The organism is Tannerella forsythia, assembly GCF_003860135.1.
GTDB classification, from domain to species: Bacteria; Bacteroidota; Bacteroidia; order Bacteroidales; family Tannerellaceae; genus Tannerella; species Tannerella forsythia_A.
Genome location: NZ_RQYN01000005.1, coordinates 1 through 15,732, shown reverse-complemented (window position 1 = coordinate 15,732; position 15,732 = coordinate 1). Strand labels below are relative to the sequence as shown.

Sequence of the window (15,732 nt, the reverse complement as noted above, 5' to 3'; positions counted from 1 at the left end):
CGAGTAGACACATTACTATCTACTCTATATCAATCCATTAACTCTCTAAAATCGGATTTTATGCGGAGATAACGGATTATCGCTCTGCCGAGGATATCGGTATCGACCGCCCGGCAAAGAATGAAATCCTGCATCATATACCGCCCACTCCCGACCAACAGGAGTTTATCAGAAAGTTAGTGGAATTTGCCAAGACGGGAAATGGGGAGATACTGGGACGTGAGCCTTTGTCGGAAAAGGAGGAGAAGGCCAAAATGTTGATCGCAACCGACTACGCCCGGAAGATGAGTCTCGATATGCGAATGATTGACCCTGACAGTTACGGCGACCATATAGATAATAAGGCTTCTCATGTGGCTAAAATGGTATCGGAATACTACAAAAAGTTCGAGGCTCATAAAGGAACACAGTTTATCTTTTCGGACTTGGGAACATACAAGCCCGGCGAATGGAATCCCTGCTCGGAGATTAAACGGAAACTGATGGAAGATTATGGCATCCCATCGCACGAAATATGTTTTATTCAGGAAGCCAAAACGGACAAAGCCCGTAAGACCATGATTAAGGAAATGAACGAGGGGAAAATTCGTGTGTTGTTTGGTTCTACTGAAATGCTCGGTACGGGTGTGAATGCACAGAAACGCTGCGTTGCCATTCACCATTTGGATGCTCCGTGGCGACCGTCGGATTTGGAGCAAAGGGATGGCCGGGGTATCCGCAAAGGCAATGAAATCGCCAAGCAATATGCCGGCAATAAGGTTGATGTGATCATTTATGCTGTGGAGAAATCATTGGATGCGTACAAATTTGGGTTATTGCATAACAAACAGCTTTTTATCCGTCAGCTGAAGAACAATTCATTGGGTAGCCGTACAATCGACGAAGGAAGCATGGATGAAAAAAACGGGATGAATTTCAGTGAATATGTGGCCATACTTTCGGGGAATACGGAACTGTTAGAGAAAGCCCGCTTGGAAAAGAAGATTGCCTCCCTCGAATCGGAGAGGCAAGCATTTATGCGAGGTAAATCCTCTTCACGCTATAAATTGGAGGATGCTCTTACGAATGTGGAGAAGAACAACCGTTTTATCAGCCGCATATCCCAAGATATGAAAGCCTTTAGCGCTCGTGTACAGTATCAACCGGACGGTATTACCCGTTTGAATCCGGTACTGCTGGACGGTCTGCAAGGGAGCAATCCGAAGGAAGTCCGCTTAAAATTGAATGAAATTGCCGATAACGCCCGCACACACGGAGCACATGAGAGAATCGGAACGCTTTACGGTTTCGATCTGCTGGTCAAATCCGAGACAACGGTCAAAGACGGTTTCGACCTGATTCAAAACCGCTTCTTTATCAAAGGCGCAGGCGATATTCTCTACAACTACAATCATGGGATTATAGCCTCCGATCCAAAGACGGCATCGTTGAACTTCCTGAATGCCCTTGACTCTATGCCCAAACTGAGGGACAGGTATCAGGCGGAAAACGAAAAGTTGCAGAAAGATATTCCGGTACTCAAAGAGGTGGTGGAAGGTTCATGGCGGAAAGAGCCTGAGTTGAAAACCCTGAAAGAGGAGCTGGTGCGGTTAGACCGTGAAATCCAGCTCTCACTAAAACCGATAGAAGAACAGGAAGGAGAAGAGGTAACTGCCGACAAGGCTGTCTCTTTAAAGCCTCTTAATCAATTACAAGTAAAACGCGAAACATCCATAGTACCCGATGTTTCGTTACCTAGTACTTTGGCGGGTGTGAAAGAAATCATGGGAGATAAGCTTGTTATCTCATCGGTGGGAGGCAGTATGCCCAAAATGGAAAAGAAGGAGGTTGCTAAAGGCATAAAACTCTAAAATTCTGTTATTTTGGAGAAGTATGAATTTCTCTCACCAGTGGTGAGAGTTTTGGATAATCCCTGTACGTTTCATAAAACTGTTTCATTCTCCAAAGGTTTTTATCGGAAAAACCCAAATATCATCAGTAGACACAATCTTCTGACAATATTCTGAATGCAAATTCCTTGGGTTCATCACAACGTTTCGGCACTTCTCCCATTCCGTTTCTTATTAAAATTCTCACGAATAAACGCATGCACGTCGCTCTCCTTATAGAAAGTCTTTTGATAAAGTGTATGAAAAGGCAACTCCCCCGAACTTCGATAACGCTGCAAGGTACGTTTACTCACGTGAAGCAATTGGCACAAGTCCTGATTGTCAAATAACAACTCTCCATCCAACATATTTCGATGTTTACCCATTTTATCGAGGGTCTTATCCAATCTGCTGAAGCGAGCCATAATGCGTTCCATCCATGCTTCAAAATGTTCCTTGTCGATATACATAACCTTATGTTTTTTTAGATGATGTGACCTATGATAAAGTAGTTTTGGTTCGAGGGATCTTTGATAATAATTTCTTTTTCCCTCATATATTTGATGTAACTTTTAGCGGTACGCTCCTTGACATCCATCGTCTGCTGGATGCGGTCGCAAAGATCAATATAAGTCAGATGCTTTTGCATACCGAATATCTCACGGGCAACATTCGCCAGTTCCTTTTCTTTCCGTTTCTCTTTCTCCTCTCTCGGCTTTTCTCCCAGATAGGTGTGCATGCCTATTTCCTTATTCCATGAAAACTGCATCAAGGGAACATCGAGCGGGCTTCCGTCCCTTACTTTCAAAGCCTTGACAACCGATACCGACGGATCGGTATCAAGTTCAATACTCAAAATTGCTGCTGCTTTACGTTGTAACTCCGAACCGAGATGTCCCCGAAGTTTCAGGCCGTTAGGTACATAATGCAGAACACATACGATACACGTACGGTAAATCCCGGCCAATCGATATAACTCATCTACTATACGAATGCTTTCCGCTTCATCGTTGGCAGACAGTACCAAGTCGGCGATGCCGTCGATAACGACCAAACGGATACCCTCGTATTCGTAATAGTATTTGTCCATGCTCTGAACAATGGCTTGCAAACGTTCTTTACGCGACATTCCCGTAAGTGAGAAAGCACGTAATTCTTCTGGTTTTTCTTTCAGTTTGGCTCGCTTCAATAAGTTGGATACGTTTTTGAAGAGTTGTACCTCGGATTGCTCCGTATCGTATAGTAGGACGGCTTTGCTGTCGGCATTGTTTCGGATATTGACACCAAGCGTGTCGATGACACGATCGTCTTTGATAATGGAACCGGCAATCAAAGAGGCAATATAGTTGCTTTTCCCGGTACCTTCACCTCCCGTGATACAAAGAATGTTGCCTTGTGTCCTGAGTGGTACATCTCCGGCAGAAATTACCTCCTCTGCTTTAGCGGGAGGATTGTTGAAATCGATTTCACATGACTTGAGCATGGTCATGGTTTCATTATACAGGTTATCGAGAAGATCAATGAATAGTTTTTGGAATTCTTTGTGACCGTTCCCTTTGTGAAAATAGTCCGTAACATCTTTGTCTTTTTTATCTCCGGAGAGCGGTAATATCAATCGTTTGACGTCATACTCCGCCAATGCCTTTTCATGTCTCAAGGCTGCCTCTCTACCGGTTTTATCTACATCATAGAGCAATACGATATGTTTGAAGCGAAACGTGAGTTTATAAATGATTTCCGGCGAGATAGTAGAGGTTTCACTATTGAAACAGATGGCGTGAAAACCATGTGCTGCGAGTGTCATCACATCTTTTTCTCCTCCTGTGATGAACAGTGTATCTCCTTTCGATGGAAGTTGCTCCAATCCGAAACAATAGCCCTCGCCGATCATTCCTCCATACAAGAAACGGACTTCCGAAAAAGGACGATAGATTTTGATATATCGCTTGCCCATATAGCCAAATATCGGCTCACTATCTGACGAAAGGTAACCAAACGGTCTGCTTTCCCGGTTTTCGCTTCGGAACTCTTTTAGTGAAATGACTTTATACTGTTTCAGTATTTCGGGAGTGATGCCCGACTGAAACCAAAAATCCAGTTCTTTCTGTGAAAACTTTTGTTGGATGATGTGATAAGGCTTGCTCTTAGGAGGCTCGCTATGCAATGGCGTATTCTTTTGTGGTAAAGGAATGGCTGATGGTCTATAAGACATGCAGCCGGCAGCCTCCAGATGCAAAGACATGTCCCGATTGATGGTTTTTAGAATTTCTACGAAATCCGTTCCGTTGTTACAGTCCAGACCTTTGAGTTTTCCGACAAAAAAGAAACAATCTCCGCTGTATTCGTCGTTGCCGAAGTCTTTGATGCGGTAAGTGCCGTTGTGCCGGTCAAAATAGACGTTGCACGATGCTTTACGGTCTTCGTAAAGCGGATTCAGAAAGTTACGCCCCGTTCTCCACTGTACCGGGATATAGTGCCTGAACACGTCCAGTCCGTTATTTGTCCGCCTTAATATTTCGTCTTTGCTGAGCATGCAGCTTATGATTATTGACAAGGTCGTTCATACATTCATCGGTACTGCGGATTCTCTTTTCGGCAAGCATCCGTTTGATCTCGGCAATGGTATAATACGATTTACCGGAGATAATGGAATAAGAAATCTGCCGTTTACTGCGTAAACGTTGCAAAGTGCGTTCGCTGATTTTAAGAAAAGTGCAAACATCATAACTGTCCACCCACATTTCGTCGGGGTTCATCTTGTCGCCGTCCTGATGGTCGATGACAAACTTGGCTATGGCGTTTATTTTAGCAACCAGTTCTTTGTAAGCTTGACTGTCTATAGTGATGACTTCCATTGCTGTAATTTTCTTGATTCGGTGCAAAGTTCGGAAGCCTGAAAACGATACTCTGCCAAGTTGGTAAAAGTTTTTTTGAGTCAAAAAACAACGATTTCAGAGGGCTTCTGTCAGGTCTGAAACGAACAAAAAAGAACTACCAACTTGGTAGTTCTCAGGAAAAATAATAAGTTGATCTTCAACTATCTTTCATCATCTTCATCCATTCGTCTGACAAGACTTTCAGTGATGAGATTCAGGTATTTTGTCCGGTCAATTTTTCGCTCCCGAATGGATACGTAGGTTCTGTAATATTCGCCCAGATCAATATTAAAGACCGTTTCCAAACCCATCATAATCTCTTTGATATCGGCATTACCCCGATTAAGGTATTTGCTCGCATCCTAAGCATATCCCAACTCGACCAGAGCGACCTTGGGCCCAGTCCATTTCAAATCATTGACAGGATAGGTTGCCCTGTTTTTATTAATAACCGTCTGTTTTTCCAGTGCATGCATTTTCCTATTAAGGAAGATACGTAACATCTCATTGCAGATGATTTTTGCAACCTTATAATCATAACCTGTTGCAAATTCATTGTCCATGATATAATGCACACTTTCGAGTCCCAGCTGATGGCAACGCTTGTGTCTGATGAAGTAATGCTTATCCAAATGGCTGGACTTAGAGCGGTAATACTGATAGAAGTCAAGGTTTTGCTGAAAGAAATAGGTCAGCCCATCCAACTCTCTCTGGTAATACGCCGCCAATGTGTCGTTGCTCCCATTAGGGCATTTCAACTCGATCGTATGTATTTTGTTGAAGTAAAGAAGAAATCCGAGAATCTCCGGCTTGATTTCTTTGAAAAAGACAATTTCATCTTCCTCTCTCATAGATTCAAAGGAAACAAAGCGGGTTCTTATCTCTTGCAAGCATCCTTCCAAGTATTCAATAATCGAAACCAAAGCTTTTACGGAGCTATCGCAGCTTTCCATGTCGATGGCCTCCAATTCTTGGTGAACTTCTTTTAGTTTTTTGGACAGGTATTCTTTCATTATAGGAGAATTATTCAAACAAATGGATTGGAAAAAAACTATAATATTAGCGTCAATCAAACAAATTTTGCCTCTTCAAACAATTTTGCAATGCAAACATACATTCAATAATTCTTTTTGGAGATAGACAGATTACTGATTTTCATACCATTTTTACGGAATGATAAGACGGAGATTTCTAACGGGATTCACATATTACTGTTTTTTATACCATAATTACTGATAAAAGACTTCTTTCTCCGAAATCTAATTCGAAATCGCTATCTTTGTGTTGATTTAATCTAACAAGAAGTAATATGAGTAGAATTCTGAACTTTGATACAATCCATGAGTATAATACATTTTTGGGCATCGAAACGTTTCATCCGTTAATCAGTTCGATTAATTTTTCGGAAATCAACCAAGAATTCAAACATGTACGCAAAAGATATGGTTTTTATTTTGTTTTTCTGAAACAAGTCCATTGTGGGGATTTGATCTACGGACGCCATCAGTATGACTATCAAGAGGGAACACTTGTCTTTATTGGCCCCGGTCAGGTGGCAGGAAAAGATGACACCGGAGAAGTGTTTCGGATGCAGGGATGGGGGCTTTGTTTTCATCCGGATTTGCTACGAGGAACTGCTCTTGGACAAAAGATAAAAGACTATTCATTCTTTTCTTATGAGTCGAATGAATCTTTACACATGTCTGAGCGAGAGAAGCAAACGATTATTCATTGTTTTCAGGAAATAAAGGAAGAAGTAGAGCGCTCAATCGACAAACATAGTAAATCGATTATTGTTGCAAATCTTGAAGTTTTTCTCAATCACTGCCTCCGGTTTTACGACCGCCAGTTTATTACCCGTGAAAATGTAAACAAAGATATATTATTGCGCTTCGAGAAAGAACTCAACCTTTATTTCGAGTCGGGAAAGCCCCAAACAATAGGATTACCTTCTGTTCAATATTTTGCAGATCAAGTACATTTGTCTGCTAATTACTTCGGTGATTTGATCAAGAAAGAAACAGGAAAAACCGCACAGGAATATGTCCAATTGAAGATTATAGATAAGGCAAAAGAAATGCTATACAGTCCTTATAAATCGATCAATGAAATCGCATACGAGTTAGGATTTAAATATCCTCATCATTTCAGCCGTATGTTTAAGAAGATGGTCGGCGTTTCTCCAACAGATTACAGAATTGCGAATTGACTTTGACCTCTTTTAGTGCAAATTGTAAGCCTCCATCATACAGATAGTCTTGTACTAAAACCCGATGTTTTTATATCAAGAGTGTTTGTTGTTTCTGAAAGATAAAGCAGGTAGAAAAAAAGGAGGTGTGCCCCAACATCGCGTTTAGACACACCCTCTTTTGCATGTAAAGGCGTTTTAGAATGTTTATTGCCGACATCAAGTCATCATCACTGTACTTTTTCGCACAGAAGATTCACTTCTAAATGCCACCGCGGGTTTGTAACCGTTCCCTATGATTGAAAGCTTTCTCGATGACATCCAATCTGGCTTTTCTTGGATCGGTTTTTTTAACAAAACGCCCATCTAACTGTATGTCGAGCATGGTGTCATTCTCAATATCGTAAACAGGCCATTGAGGAAGGCCGTTTCCATTAGGATTTCCTGTTTTAGCAAAGTTAACCCAATACGTATTCATAATCGTGGCAACTTCTTCACTCTTTAAGTCTACAGGAGAACCCTCTCTGTTCATCGGTCTGCAAAATACATAACCGATTTCCGCACCATGTCCAGCTCCAAATTTCATACGCTCCTTCATAGCCGGAGATACATAGCCAAAGTGATAGAGATAAACCGGCGTTCCACTTTCTATAAAATTCCTTGCGGTAAATCGGGCAGGCTCAGCCCACACCCAATCAGTATTAAACAATGCTATTATTTCGGAAAATTCTCTTTCGTCTTTGGGATCGTAAGCTTCGATTGCTTCATTTTGTAATTCTCCGAAAAGCGCAAACAGCTCGTTTTTAGAACTGCTGGAATTGACAAATTCCCCTCCTATCTCCGCACTGTTTGATCCAATTATCAACGGTATCTTTTCAAACCGCCGGGCCTTGTATGCACTTTCAGCTGTTTCGACAACCAGTTTTCCATCCAGAATAGGGCCGGAATAGGTACGTACACCTTGCTGTTCGTCTATTTCCTGTCCTCCATCCACAATCTCCTCAACACTCAACGCGCGCAGCCGGGCAAGAGCGGCAGCATCAAGACCTTGAATTCCATACTTACGCGCAAAATTTATCCCTATTGTTTCTGCCGAAACAGGATACATCGAATCTGCCTTTTCTTGACGAATGGGGCGCCCGGTAAGTACTCCGTCGCGCCCCCCGCCCGACTGACTGATCGCTTTATGGAAAAGGCCTCTGGCTGCCGGAATAGTCATAAGAGCATGAACGGACACACCACCGGCAGATTGACCGAAGATCGTCACGTTATCGGGATTTCCTCCAAATGCCACAATGTTTTTCTGTATCCATTCAAGTGCCGCGATTTGATCCATAAAGGCATAACTTCCTTTTGGCTCATCAGGATACTCTTCACTTAATGCGGGAAAAGCAAAATGCCCGAGTCGTCCCAGTCGATAGTTGATTGTTATGAGAATAATCCCCTGCTTGGCGAATTGACTGCCTAAAGAACCTGCCCCACTGCCTCCCACGAAGCCTCCTCCGTGTATCCAGACCATGACAGGCAATCTTGCTCCCGGTTTAGTACCCGAGGGTAGCCACAAGTTTAAATAAAGACAATCTTCAGACGAACCATCGGCAATACCACTCGAGCCTCGCGGCCATCCCGCTTGCGCACAACTTGGGCCATATTGGGTTGCATCACGTATGCCATCCCACGATTTTACGGGCTGAGGCGGGCGCCAACGAAATTCGCCAATCGGCGGCGCTGCGTATGGAATGCCTTTGTAGCAGTCGATACCGTCTTCCGATGCTCCACGCACAAAGCCTGAAGCTGTACGAACGATTGGCGACGTTTGCTGAGCTTGCACCCCGAAACTAATCAGAGTAATGAAAGTGATCAGAATTTTTTTCATCGATTGCTATCATTATATCATTTTATCGTCTGTTCCGTTGCACCGTTTAACAATCGGCCGTCCCGCCACTGAATTTCGGGATAATCTTTTTTCAGTTGAGCCACACTGTTTTCTATGCCGCTACTTCCCGACGTAGCAAAAGGTATCACCGTTTTCCCTTTCAGAGGATGACTTTCGATAAATGTGCGGACAATCGTTGGCGCCACATTCCACCAGATCGGATAGCCGATAAAAATCACGTCATAATCCGAAAGATGCTCTTTTTTTCCTTTGATGGCCGGGCGAGACTTCGGATTTCCCATTTCGAGCGAGCTGCGCGACTGTTTGTTTCGCCAATCTAGGTCGTCGCTCGTATAAGGCGTTTGAGGAACGATCTCGTAGAGTTCTCCTCCGGACACTTGCGCGATCTTCTTAGCGACTCCCGCCGTAGTTCCCGTTGCGGAGAAATAAACCACCAAAGCCTTATTAAACAAAGCTTCTTGTTTACGTGTCTCTTGCGTGTAAGCATTGCTGCCGAATAAAACGATACTCAAAGCAGCCCAAATGATTCGTTTCATGTTTCGTTTGCGTTAAAATGTTCTACTTAAAATGTTTTCCATAAAAATCCGATAATTTTTCTACAATCTGCGCCACATACTCCGGCTTCCAATACGTTTCGATATGCGTTGCTCCTTTTACGATAAACAGTTCTTTTTGTTGCGTACCGGTAGCATTCCTGAAGACGGCTTCGGTCATATAATGCGTATCGGATTTTTCGCCCGAAATCATCAACAACGGCTGGGTAATAAGCTCTACCTGCGTATTGGCATCGAAATTTATCAGATAAAGCAGACTTTCTGTCGTATATTGAAAAGTGGAATTGGGATGAGCATGCGTATCGCCATAGTATTCCATCCCTTGACGGTATAAATCGGTCGAGATTTTAGCCAATTCTTCGCTCGTGAGCTTGGTTGCCTTGCTTCCCGTGTACTCTATTTGTCCCGTGGCGATTCGTTTGGCTCTGGCATCGGAGGCTTGTTGCAATCGCCGGTTGATCGTAGCAAGTTGCGAATCCTGAAATCCGTTCCGCCGAACCAGCCCCGAATTAAACATGCTGATGGTTGCCACGGCCCGGAAACGTTTGTCGGTCTGCACGGCTTTAATCGTATATCCTCCACCTCCGCAAATACCGAGTATTCCGATGCGGTCGACATCAACACCGGGATAAGAAGTAATAAAATCCGCCATGCCGTAAATATCCTCTATCCGGTTAGCCGGTATGTCCGTATTGCGGGGTGTTCCTCCACTTGCTCCCTGATAGGCCGCATCGGCAGTAATGGTAAGAAATCCCTGTTCGGCTAATCGTTGCGCATAAAGTCCCGCAACCTGCTCTTTTACTCCTCCGTTGGGATGAGCTACCACAATGGCAGGATATCGCTTATTTCCGTCATAACCAGCCGGGGTATAGAGATTAGCCGATATATCTATCCCATGCTTGTTCTTATAACTGACCGGATGAATATGCACCCTTCCTTCTTCGTTTTTAGTAATTGCCCCTTGATACACCAATCCATAGGGATTTACAGAAGCGTTTTGTGCGAACAATGTTGCACCCGTAGTTATCATCATAATGACTTGAATTATTTTATTGATTTTCATAGTTATTTATTTGATCGATGTTGTAAATGTTTTTCCCAGAATCTTAATGCAAAGTCTATCCAGCCTTGAGCGGTGGTGCCGTAGCCCATTCCGAATCCATGTCCGAGATCGGGATAAAGATGAAATTCGGTATCAATACCCAAGTTTTTGAGGGTATCCATACGCTCTCTCATCACGGCAGGACTCGCTATAGCATCGTTCTCTCCTATTACGGCAAAAGTTGGCGGATCATTGCGGGTATAATCCGAATGTCCTGTGTATTGCATCACCACTACCGACGGACTAGGCAGATCGTCGCCCCCGTAAGTTGCCGCCCCATAGGAGCCGAGATAAGCAGCCATTCTTGCTCCGGCTGATCCTCCCCAAAGAGAATAACCATCCGTACTTATTTTTAATGTTTGTGCATGGCGAAAAATAAACGAAAGAGCCGCGGCAAGATCTTCACAGGCTACTTGCGCTCCTCCGGTACGATACTGAATGGCAAAAACATTGTAGCCTTTTCCGCTCAAATAGTCGGCATGAGGCAAGCTTTCGTGAATAGAGCCTACGTAGGAAAAACCTCCTCCCGGACAAACTACCGCAAAAGGAGCATCAGGTTTCCCTCGAAAGAAGAATATTCCGGTCTCCTTCTTTGTACAGTCGGCTTGCTTCTGAGTATCGGTGTAAATATCGTAAAACAAATGTTCTCCCGCTTCGACTCGCAGCAGCATCCGGTTAAGAAGCGTTGCAGCACTATCGGGAACAATATTTTCGTGATAAGGCAAAAGCTTTCCGACTTGCGAAAGCGGCATATCACGGTCGTAAGTCTCGCCCTGAAGCGGAAACAGAAACCGGCCAAACCCCTTGAACGCGGGATGGTTGATAATCTCGCCAATCGTCGAACGAGAAGTAAAAGAAGCTGTCATCTTTCGCTCACCTGAATCCGACGCCTTTTTTTCGACCTTTCTGTTGTATGCCATAAGCATTAGAGGCAAAACAAGAATCAACGTTAACATCATCCATTTTAATCGTCTCATATATTTCATTTTTTTAGTTTACAATGCATTTCCTTTCAATTCAATCCATTTTCTTCGAACCATCGGACAAGCAGGTCTACAAGATCGTTGTTATTGAGGTCGCTCATCAAGAAATGGGTGTTGCCTTTGATCCCTATTTTGGGCAATTCTACCAAGGTTGCCTTTCCGCCGTGGCGATTGACAGCTTCCACGAATTTGCGTCCCATTTGCAAGCGTACTCGCCAATTCTCACCTCCCAATTGATGGGTTACTTCTTCGGGAATATAGTCGCCAAAGTAGATAACGATAGGCTTTTTTACCAGTTTTTTGAAGTCGTCTACAGAAACAGGAACGCCTCTCGTTCCACCTGTAAGCCCTTCGATTGGTTCAGGAACCTCACCTTCCAGAAACAGATATGCGCCGGGTTCGTATGCCACAACAGCTTTTATTTGATCGCTATTTACCGCAGCCAACCAGCCCGGAAGGCCACCGGCAGAATGAGTAACAAGGATATTTGCCCCGATGCGTTCGGCCAGCAGGTCGATAGTCGTCACATCGTTTACCGGATTTCCGGTACCGATATTGGGTGTCATGGCACGAAAGAACTGAGAGAAAGCTGCAGAATCCATCGAAAACTGTACCCCTTCATTATAATTCGGCCATTCGCCGATGCGCCAGATATCGAACCAGAACTGCTCATTGGCTTGAGGCTTAACGGTCGTTTCGGCCGAAGTTTTTCCGGCTCGTCCACGCCCCGGCAAATCCATCACATACGACGGATATCCTTTGCGCAGCATGAGGGTGGCAAATCCCTCGCGTCCATCCGGTGTAGATGTCCAAGTCATTCCCGATCCTCCGTAACCGTGTACATAAATAATAGAATGGCGTCGAGCGTTTGACGGTATTTGATAATCAACGTAAGCATGATCGACGTGCATGGTTTGCCCGGCTTCGTTCGGTGTAAAAAATCCGGTAAAAGTCTTTCCGTCGTAAATACCTTCGCGCTTGATCTGCTGTCCGCCGACGGTAAAACTCCCCTGCCTTTCAATTACTAAATGATGCTCATCGGAGATTGTATGCTTGTTCGTACAGCTTATAAGCGTCGCTCCGGCGAATATTGTCATGATGATTTTCGATTTCATGTTATTTTGTATTATAAGGATGATTACCTTTTTACTTCGGAATTGGCTTTGTCGAACTGCTCATCTGTTACGGCTTCGTACCAGTCCACACCTTTCTCGCCGACATAATTGGTGATGCCGATATGCGTCATCGGGCTGTGTGCCGACGCCCCGTGCCAATGTCTTACGCGAGCAGGAATATTCACGATTTCTCCTTTACGGATACGTTGTGCGGGCTTGCCTTCTTCTTGATATAATCCTTCTCCGGCGGTTACGATAAGCACCTGTCCACGAGGATGAGTATGCCAATGCGTTCGGGCATTTCGCTCGAAATAGACGCTTCCCATGGCAAAATTGTTGGTTGTATCGCGTGCCAGCAACGGTGTGAGATAGGCATCGCCCGTAAACCGCGTATCAGGCAACTTTTGTTCACCTTTAGGGTGAATCGGATCAATTCCTTTTATTGCGGACGCCATCTCGATGATCTCAGTAAGTTGGCGGTCTGTCCAACCGGTATTTTTGCCTAACTTCAAATGTCCCTTTAGCTGAGCTTCCGTTCCGTTGAGAGCTGCCAGCGCAGATAGGGTTACCAGTTCGCGGGTCTTGTAGTCAAGCACGTCGCTGTCGAACACATCGGCAAAAAGATGCTCTTTTAAAAACCGATCGATACGCGGAGCAAACTCACCATACCCTTTAGCCGGTTTGGGCTGAGGTACACCCGACAATTTTTCGAGTGTTTTTCGCCCACGTTCGTAAGTGTCGCCAGTATCGACAATGGGACTTGCTTCACGTCCTTCTACATCTTTCTTCCCTTGTGTCTTCCGTTCTTCGAGTACGTTCATCAGGGTCATCAGCCCATTGAGACTGCGAGGAAAGCCGATGTAAGCGTAAAGATGTACAAGAATCTCACGTGCTTCGCTAACGGTAAGTCCGACATCAAGGCCACGATTGAGGGCATCTTTCAGTTCGGCAAGTTCGCCACGCGCGGCGTATGCCGAAATGGTCACAATAATTTTGTCTTTATCGGTAAGCATTTCATTGTTCTGAGCATAGAGGCCAAGGCTTACCATCATCCACGCCGTTCCCATAATAATTTTCCTTATCATCTTATTCCTGTTTTATATCTTACTTTTACTTTTTTAATCTCCCAGCAATCTGGTAAACGACAAAGAGGCTAATTTCCATCGGTTATCTGTGAATACATACACTTCGGTAACCATAAACGGATTGACGACTTCTTTTCCCCCGACGATCGCGGTAAGTCTAATTTTATCCAATATAATGCCCGTCTGATCCACAAAACGAACAGTCGTTTCCTGTATTTCGGCGTGTTTATACTCTATCCTTCCGGATTTTATTACACCGATCTCCTGCTCTTTATTCATTGTTCCTCCCATGTGTACAAATACCGCATTGGCATGAAACAAATCATCCAGCGATGCGACATTTTTTTCTGCCATCCATTTCCATTTCATCTTCGAAAGAGCGATAAGTGATTCTTCCAGTTTGGATTCTTCCGGTTTCTGCTGAGCGTAAAGAGTTTGCAGACCCATCATGATTCCCCAAATAAAGATCATAAACATTTTTGCATTTGGCCTCGTCTGTGTTTTCATCTTTTTATCTCCTTTTTTAAATTATATAATTTCACGATACAAATATAACCCGAATCATTCGTCATGTAAATAGACAAATTACGGATTCTTATACCATTTTTACGGAAGTTGCAGGGAAAAACGATACCGGCGAAGTTTTTCGGATGCAGGGCCGGGGACTCTGTTTCCTTCCGGATTTGTTATACAGAACAGCTCTATGACAAAAGATGAAAGACTATTTTTCTTTTCCTCTGTCGAACGAATCGATACACATGTCAGAGCGGGAGGAACAGCCTATCATCAAGTGTTTTCAGGATAATACAGGGAGATAATCCCTAAAGAAATATATCTTTGCTCTTGTTTGTGGGTGTTCAGGCAACTACAGACAGGGATAAAACAAATAAAGTAAACTTAAATGAGAAATAGCAATTAACCGAAGTCAACTTTAAACAGCGATTGTAATAACAGCAGTCAACTAAAATCGGAATAATACAGGTTGACTATTTTTAGTGCAAGGTGCAAGCATCTATATATAGATAGACTTGCACCTTGCACTAAAGCCAAATGATTTTATATTAAGAATATTTGCAGTCTCTGAAAAATGTAGTACTTTTGAACCCGAGATATAGGAGGACATACATAAGTCAAGTTATATCAAAGTCCTTTTGTTATGTTTGGCTAATTCGTAACCCCTCTTTCTTTGACAAAGCTCATCTTTTTGATTTGCAGGATATAGCACAGCAAGGTTCATAAGCCTCGCTTTCCGCCGGAAAGTTTCTCGGATAGTCTAAAGGACGCCTGAAGAAAAACAGTAAAACAGGTTAGACGTCTTAATCAAAAAAGATTAAGACGTTTTTCTTTTTGAGCAAACTTTTCTTTTGGAAGAAACGGAATAGGAGTATATATCATACATATATCTCCGGTGGGATACTGTCCTAAAAAAGTGTGTAAAGTAGCTTTTATTTTACTTGATTTTTGACGATACAGAGTAAACTAAATAAACTTTACACAAGAACAAATCTCGGACATTGTCGTGAAGCCTGTTGTAGCTTATAACGAGATGAAAGCCATAATGTCATTTTGTCAGTTCGATTGCTCTTCGTTACGTCTTCGTTACGTCTTCGTTACGTCTTCGTTCAAACTTCGGTGAAGCAGAGTATAGAATTTCTTATCTTTCCGACAAATTGTCAGGGTTCATCCATACCCATTAATCCTTTATATGATTATCCGTATTTATACCTAAACTCATTTCTATAGGTTACGCAAGCTACGAGCAATCTTCCAAAGAGGGCTTCTCCCCCATATCTTCGATTAAACTTATAACAAAATTCATCGAGATAATTTTGCAGGAATTCGGGCTTGATGTCATGGAACGTATTTATCAACTGTCTCTTGGCATTGCTGATGGCGATATGAACCCAGGGCAAGACCTCGCCTACTTTCTCTTTGGGGATAACCTGAGAGTTGTGTCTAGGTACAAAGTCTTTCAATTCCACATAAGAAGTAGAGTGATCCGTGTCAACTTCCTGTACATCTGCGGCTAATTCCTTAACCGCCTTATTGATCGTTTCTTTCTTC

Annotated in this window: 11 protein-coding genes and 4 pseudogenes; 2 read left to right on the top strand and 13 right to left on the bottom strand. The window is 43.4% G+C overall.

Annotated elements, in window-relative coordinates; translation table 11 throughout:
* Positions 1–56 precede the first annotated feature (56 nt).
* Positions 57–1,850, top strand: a pseudogene (locus EII41_RS02375) (helicase-related protein); the annotation flags it as partial.
* 176 nt (positions 1,851–2,026) lie between these two features.
* Here the strand turns inward: EII41_RS02375 and EII41_RS02365 are convergent.
* From EII41_RS02365 to EII41_RS02350, 5 genes and pseudogenes are all read right to left on the bottom strand, one after another.
* Positions 2,027–2,338, bottom strand: a complete 312-nt coding sequence (locus EII41_RS02365; RefSeq protein ID WP_068340903.1) for a helix-turn-helix domain-containing protein — start codon at positions 2,336–2,338, stop codon at positions 2,027–2,029.
* A gap of 14 nt (positions 2,339–2,352) precedes the next feature.
* A pseudogene (locus EII41_RS02360) lies at positions 2,353–4,014 on the bottom strand (AAA family ATPase); the annotation flags it as partial.
* Between the two features lie 86 nt (positions 4,015–4,100).
* Positions 4,101–4,401 (bottom strand): annotated as a pseudogene (locus EII41_RS14720) (bifunctional DNA primase/helicase); the annotation flags it as partial.
* On the bottom strand, positions 4,364–4,723 hold the full coding sequence (locus EII41_RS02355) for a helix-turn-helix domain-containing protein (protein WP_021680126.1): 360 nt from the start codon (positions 4,721–4,723) through the stop codon (positions 4,364–4,366). The pseudogene EII41_RS14720 and the gene EII41_RS02355, both read right to left, overlap by 38 nt.
* A gap of 182 nt (positions 4,724–4,905) precedes the next feature.
* Positions 4,906–5,595: pseudogene (locus EII41_RS02350) on the bottom strand (RteC domain-containing protein).
* A 458-nt stretch (positions 5,596–6,053) separates the two neighbouring features.
* Here EII41_RS02350 and EII41_RS02345 point away from each other — a divergent pair.
* Positions 6,054–6,953 carry a helix-turn-helix domain-containing protein gene (locus EII41_RS02345; RefSeq protein WP_097559661.1) on the top strand — a complete coding sequence of 300 codons (900 nt, stop codon included), beginning with the start codon at positions 6,054–6,056 and terminating at the stop codon, positions 6,951–6,953.
* A 241-nt stretch (positions 6,954–7,194) separates the two neighbouring features.
* Here the strand turns inward: EII41_RS02345 and EII41_RS02340 are convergent, their stop codons facing one another.
* The 8 genes from EII41_RS02340 to EII41_RS02305 form a co-directional block, all read right to left on the bottom strand.
* Positions 7,195–8,808 carry a carboxylesterase/lipase family protein gene (locus EII41_RS02340; protein WP_124789274.1) on the bottom strand — a complete coding sequence of 538 codons (1,614 nt, stop codon included), beginning with the start codon at positions 8,806–8,808 and terminating at the stop codon, positions 7,195–7,197.
* A 17-nt stretch (positions 8,809–8,825) separates the two neighbouring features.
* Positions 8,826–9,365, bottom strand: a complete 540-nt coding sequence (locus EII41_RS02335; RefSeq protein WP_124789273.1) for a flavodoxin — start codon at positions 9,363–9,365, stop codon at positions 8,826–8,828.
* 22 nt (positions 9,366–9,387) lie between these two features.
* On the bottom strand, positions 9,388–10,416 hold the full coding sequence (locus EII41_RS02330) for an alpha/beta hydrolase (protein WP_260425446.1): 1,029 nt from the start codon (positions 10,414–10,416) through the stop codon (positions 9,388–9,390).
* Positions 10,417–10,448: 32 nt separating this feature from the next.
* Positions 10,449–11,462: an alpha/beta hydrolase gene (locus EII41_RS02325; RefSeq protein ID WP_124789271.1), complete on the bottom strand. Its 1,014-nt coding sequence runs from the start codon at positions 11,460–11,462 to the stop codon at positions 10,449–10,451.
* A gap of 35 nt (positions 11,463–11,497) precedes the next feature.
* Positions 11,498–12,583, bottom strand: a complete 1,086-nt coding sequence (locus EII41_RS02320; RefSeq protein WP_260425445.1) for an alpha/beta hydrolase — start codon at positions 12,581–12,583, stop codon at positions 11,498–11,500.
* Positions 12,584–12,606: 23 nt separating this feature from the next.
* A complete protein-coding gene (locus EII41_RS02315; RefSeq protein ID WP_124789270.1) occupies positions 12,607–13,668 on the bottom strand; it encodes a carboxymuconolactone decarboxylase family protein in 1,062 nt (353 codons plus the stop codon).
* A 33-nt stretch (positions 13,669–13,701) separates the two neighbouring features.
* On the bottom strand, positions 13,702–14,175 hold the full coding sequence (locus EII41_RS02310; protein WP_221620692.1) for a DUF4440 domain-containing protein: 474 nt from the start codon (positions 14,173–14,175) through the stop codon (positions 13,702–13,704).
* Positions 14,176–15,377: 1,202 nt separating this feature from the next.
* A partial coding sequence (locus tag EII41_RS02305; protein ID WP_148091735.1) for a transposase occupies positions 15,378–15,732 on the bottom strand: 355 nt, incomplete at its 5' end.